The sequence below is a fragment of the Rhizobacter sp. P2_H2 genome (assembly GCF_056403375.1).
Genome location: NZ_JBFUFP010000572.1, coordinates 1 through 3471, shown reverse-complemented (window position 1 = coordinate 3471; position 3471 = coordinate 1). Strand labels below are relative to the sequence as shown.

The window sequence follows — 3471 nt, the reverse complement described above, 5'->3', positions numbered from 1 at the left end:
GATCAGGTCGGCGCGCAGCGTGCCCAGGCCGTGCAGCCGCTCGCGCAGCACCTCGGCCGCGAGCCGCGCGCGCGCCTCGGCCCGCGGGCCGGCGTACGAGATCTCGCCTTCGGCCAGCCAGCCGGTCTCGTGGCACACGTTCACCTTCAACTGCGCCGGTCGGGCATGGCCGCGCACGCCGTCGAGCCGTACACGGTCGGGGCCGAGCTGCCGCACCTGCGCCTGGCCGATGTCGGCCACGACGTCGGGCGTCAGGTAGGCGAAGGGGTCGTGCACCTCGTAGAGCAGCTGCTCCTTCACGGTGTGCTCGTCGATGCGCCCGCCGGTGCCGGCGGGCTTCGTGATGACGCAGCCGCCRTCGGCATCGATCTCGGCGATCGGGTAGCCGAGCGCCGCGAGGCCGGGCACGTCCTTGTAGCCCGGATCGGCGTAATAGCCGCCGCTGACCTGCGCGCCGCATTCGAGCAGGTGCCCGGCCATCGTCGCACCGGCGATGCGGTCCCAGTCGTCGCGCGCCCAGCCGAAGTGCGCAAGTGCCGGGCCGACGGTCAGCGACGGATCGGCGACCCGCCCGCAGACGACGATCTCGGCGCCGGCCAGCAGCGCATCGGCGATCGCCTCGGCGCCGAGGTAGGCGTTGGCCGCGACGATGTTCAGCGCGGCCGCCTGGGGCCCCAGCGCGTCGAGCAGCAGGCCGCGGTGCGCATCGCCGGCGAGGTCGTCGCCCGACACCACCGCGATGCGCGGCACGCGCACACCCAGCTCGCGCGCCAGCGCCGCGATGTGCCGCGCCGCGCCCTGCGGGTTGGCCGCGCCGAAGTTGCTGACGATGCGCAGGCCGCCGGCCAGGCAGCGCGCGAGCACCGGCCGCAGCAGGTCATCGAGCAGCGGCTCGTAGCCGCCCAGCGGATCGTCGCGGCGCGCCAGCTGCGCCAGCGCCAGCGTGCGCTCGGCCAGCGTCTCGAAGATCAGCACGCCGGGGCCGCCGGCGGCGAGCAGCACATCAACCACCGGGCCGGCCGCATCGGTGCGGTCGCCCGAGAAGCCGGCGGCGCAGCCGATGCGCAAGGGTTGTCGATTCATCGGGCCGACTGTAGGCAGCGGCGATTAATATGGGAATTCGCAATTTCGGATGAGTTGATCTGCAATGCAAATGAATGTCTCGACCCGGCAGTTGCGCGCCTTCGTGCTGCTGGCGGGGCAGCGCAACTTCACGCGGGCCGCGGCGGCGATGCACTTGTCGCAGCCGGCCTTCAGTGCACTGATCCGCCAGCTGGAGGAGGCGCTCGGGCTGCGGTTGTTCGACCGCAGCACGCGCTCGGTGGAGCTGACGGCCGAGGGCCGCGAGTTCGAGCTGTCGGCGCGGCGCGTGCTCGACGAGTTCGACAGCGCACTGGCCGGCGTGCGCGACCAGGCCGCGCGGCGGCGCGGGCGGGTCTCGATCGCGCTGCTGCCGTCGCTCGCGGCCGGCTGGCTGCCGCCGGTGCTGGCGGGGTTCCGCGCTGCCTGGCCGGGCATCGAGCTGCAGGTGGCCGACGTGCTGTCGGAGCCGTGCATCGAGCTCGTGCGCAGCGGGCATGCGGACTTCGCGCTCGCGGCCACGCGGGCCGAGACGCCCGAGCTGCGCGCCGAGCCGTTCTGCAGCGACGACTTCCACCTGGTGTGCCCGGCGCGCCATCCGCTGGCCCGCCTGGCCGAGGTGCGGCCGAAGGACGTGGCGGCCTGGCCCTTCATCCACCTGTCGCGCACATCGAGCGTGCGGCAGTACCTGGATGCGGCGACGCATCCGCAGGTGATGAACGCGGTGCTGGAGGTCGACCAGCTCGCCACCGTGATGGGCATGGTGCGCGCGGGGCTGGGCGTGAGCATCGTGCCGTGGCTGACGCTGTTCCACTTCAAGGCGCCCGGCGTGGTCACGCGGCCGCTGGCGTGGACCGGGCTGCAAAGGCAGCTCTACCTGGTGCGGCGGCGCGACCGCGGGCTGTCGGTGGCGGCGCAGGGCTTGTACGAGTGGGTGATGGCGCGGCCGCCGGAGGGGACGAAATCTGCAGCCGGTGGCAGCCGCGTCAGCCGCAAGAAGCCGACCCGCAGCCCGTGATCCCGCCCGCCGGCAGCGCCTGCGGCAGCCGCACCTCGCCGCTCACCGGGTCGTAGCCGACACCCCGCAGATGCAGCGCCAACGCCGCGTCCATCGTCTGCGCATGCGTCGGGAACCAGACGGCCAACTCATCGGCCATCTGGCGGATCATCGCCACCTGCCCGCGCGCCGCGCCTTCGCGCATCACCTCGAGCACCACGCGGTGCTGGGTCGCGTGGCAGTTGCCGGAGGCGAAGCCGGTGTCGCGCATCCAGCGGTCCTCCTGGTCGAAATGCCCTTGCGTGTGCTCGACGAGCGCATCCCAGGCAGTACGCACCGCCTCGTCATCGGCGGTCGCCACCTGCGCCAGCAGGTCGACGAACGCCTGGTGCGTGTGGTCCATTGCCTCCAGCCCGAGCGCGAGGCCGTCGGACCAGGCCAGGCGTGGCCGCGGCGGAGGAAGGGGGGCGGACAGCGATTGCGGATCGACGGCAAGGGCAGACATGGTGATGGGGCGGCAGGGCAGAGTCGAAAGCCCGATCCTGGGCCGCATCGGGCGGCGTGTCGTTGCGGCCGATCAAGTCAGAACGGGCCGCTCTCCAGCCAGCGTTCGATCTGCGGGCGCCGATCGTTGCCCCAGAACGGCTCGCCATCGAGCACGAAGAACGGGGCACCGAACACGCCGGCCGCGATTGCCGCGTCATTGACCTGGCGCAGGCGGTCCTTCCAGACCGGATCGGTCCAGACGCGCTCGGCCGCGCCGGCCTCGAAGCCGAGATCGGACGCCAGCCCGGCCAGTGCCGCGGCATCACCCAGGTCGACACCGCGCGTGAAGTACGCGCGCAGGCACAGCCGGGCCCAGGCCACGGCGCGCGCCGGATCGCTGTCGTGCAGGAACCAGAACACGCGCGAGGCGTTCTGCGTGGCGATCGGGAATTTCGCCGGCATCGCGAGCGGCACGCCGGCGAAGCGCGCCGAGCGTTCGAAGTCGTGCAGCGAGTACTCGCGCTTGACCGGGTGCGAGACGGGGCTCTTCAGCTCAGCGGCCTGGAACACCGCGCCGAGCATCACCGCCTTCCACGCGACGGTGCGGCCGTGGCGCGCCGCCAGGGCCTCGATCCATTCGGAGGCGATGTAGGAGTACGGGGATGAGAAGTCGAAGTAGAAGTCGATGGGGGTGTTCATGCCAGCGCCCGCCCGATCAGGATCTTCTGCACGTCGCTCGTGCCTTCGTAAATCTGGCACACCCGCACGTCGCGGTAGATGCGCTCGACCGGGAAATCGCTCACGTACCCATACCCGCCATGGATCTGGATCGCCTCGCTGCACACGCGCTCGGCCATCTCGCTCGCGAACAGCTTGCCCATCGCGGCCTCCTTCAGGCACGGCTGGCC

The 3471-nt window shown here is 71.9% G+C and carries 5 protein-coding genes; 1 reads left to right on the top strand and 4 read right to left on the bottom strand.

The genetic code is table 11. The annotated features are described in order from the left end of the window. Positions 1 to 1083: acyclic terpene utilization AtuA family protein (locus AC1D15_RS22690; RefSeq protein WP_477827747.1), on the bottom strand; the 1083-nt coding region annotated here is incomplete at its 3' end. A 70-nt stretch (positions 1084 to 1153) separates the two neighbouring features. On the opposite strand from AC1D15_RS22690, the gene AC1D15_RS22685 reads away from it, so the two are divergent. Beyond that, complete coding sequence (locus tag AC1D15_RS22685; RefSeq protein WP_477827746.1) at positions 1154 to 2098, top strand: LysR family transcriptional regulator; 945 nt, start codon at positions 1154 to 1156, stop codon at positions 2096 to 2098. Here AC1D15_RS22685 and AC1D15_RS22680 read toward each other — a convergent pair. The 3 genes from AC1D15_RS22680 to AC1D15_RS22670 all read right to left on the bottom strand — a co-directional run. After that, positions 2067 to 2582, bottom strand: coding sequence for a hemerythrin domain-containing protein (locus tag AC1D15_RS22680; protein WP_477827745.1), 516 nt, complete (start codon positions 2580 to 2582; stop codon positions 2067 to 2069). The genes AC1D15_RS22685 and AC1D15_RS22680 overlap by 32 nt on opposite strands. 77 nt (positions 2583 to 2659) lie before the next feature. Then, positions 2660 to 3262 carry a 2-hydroxychromene-2-carboxylate isomerase gene (locus AC1D15_RS22675; protein ID WP_477827744.1) on the bottom strand — a complete coding sequence of 201 codons (603 nt, stop codon included), beginning with the start codon at positions 3260 to 3262 and terminating at the stop codon, positions 2660 to 2662. Beyond that, positions 3259 to 3471: acyl-CoA dehydrogenase family protein (locus tag AC1D15_RS22670; RefSeq protein ID WP_477827743.1), on the bottom strand; the 213-nt coding region annotated here is incomplete at its 5' end. The genes AC1D15_RS22670 and AC1D15_RS22675, both read right to left, overlap by 4 nt.

Excerpts from the sequence above, each read along its gene's own strand:
- AC1D15_RS22675 (WP_477827744.1), bottom strand. The coding sequence starts at position 3,262 with ATGAACACCCCCATCGACTTCTACTTCGACTTCTCATCCCCGTACTCC.
- AC1D15_RS22685 (WP_477827746.1), top strand. The coding sequence starts at position 1,154 with ATGAATGTCTCGACCCGGCAGTTGCGCGCCTTCGTGCTGCTGGCGGGG.
- AC1D15_RS22680 (WP_477827745.1), bottom strand. The coding sequence starts at position 2,582 with ATGTCTGCCCTTGCCGTCGATCCGCAATCGCTGTCCGCCCCCCTTCCT.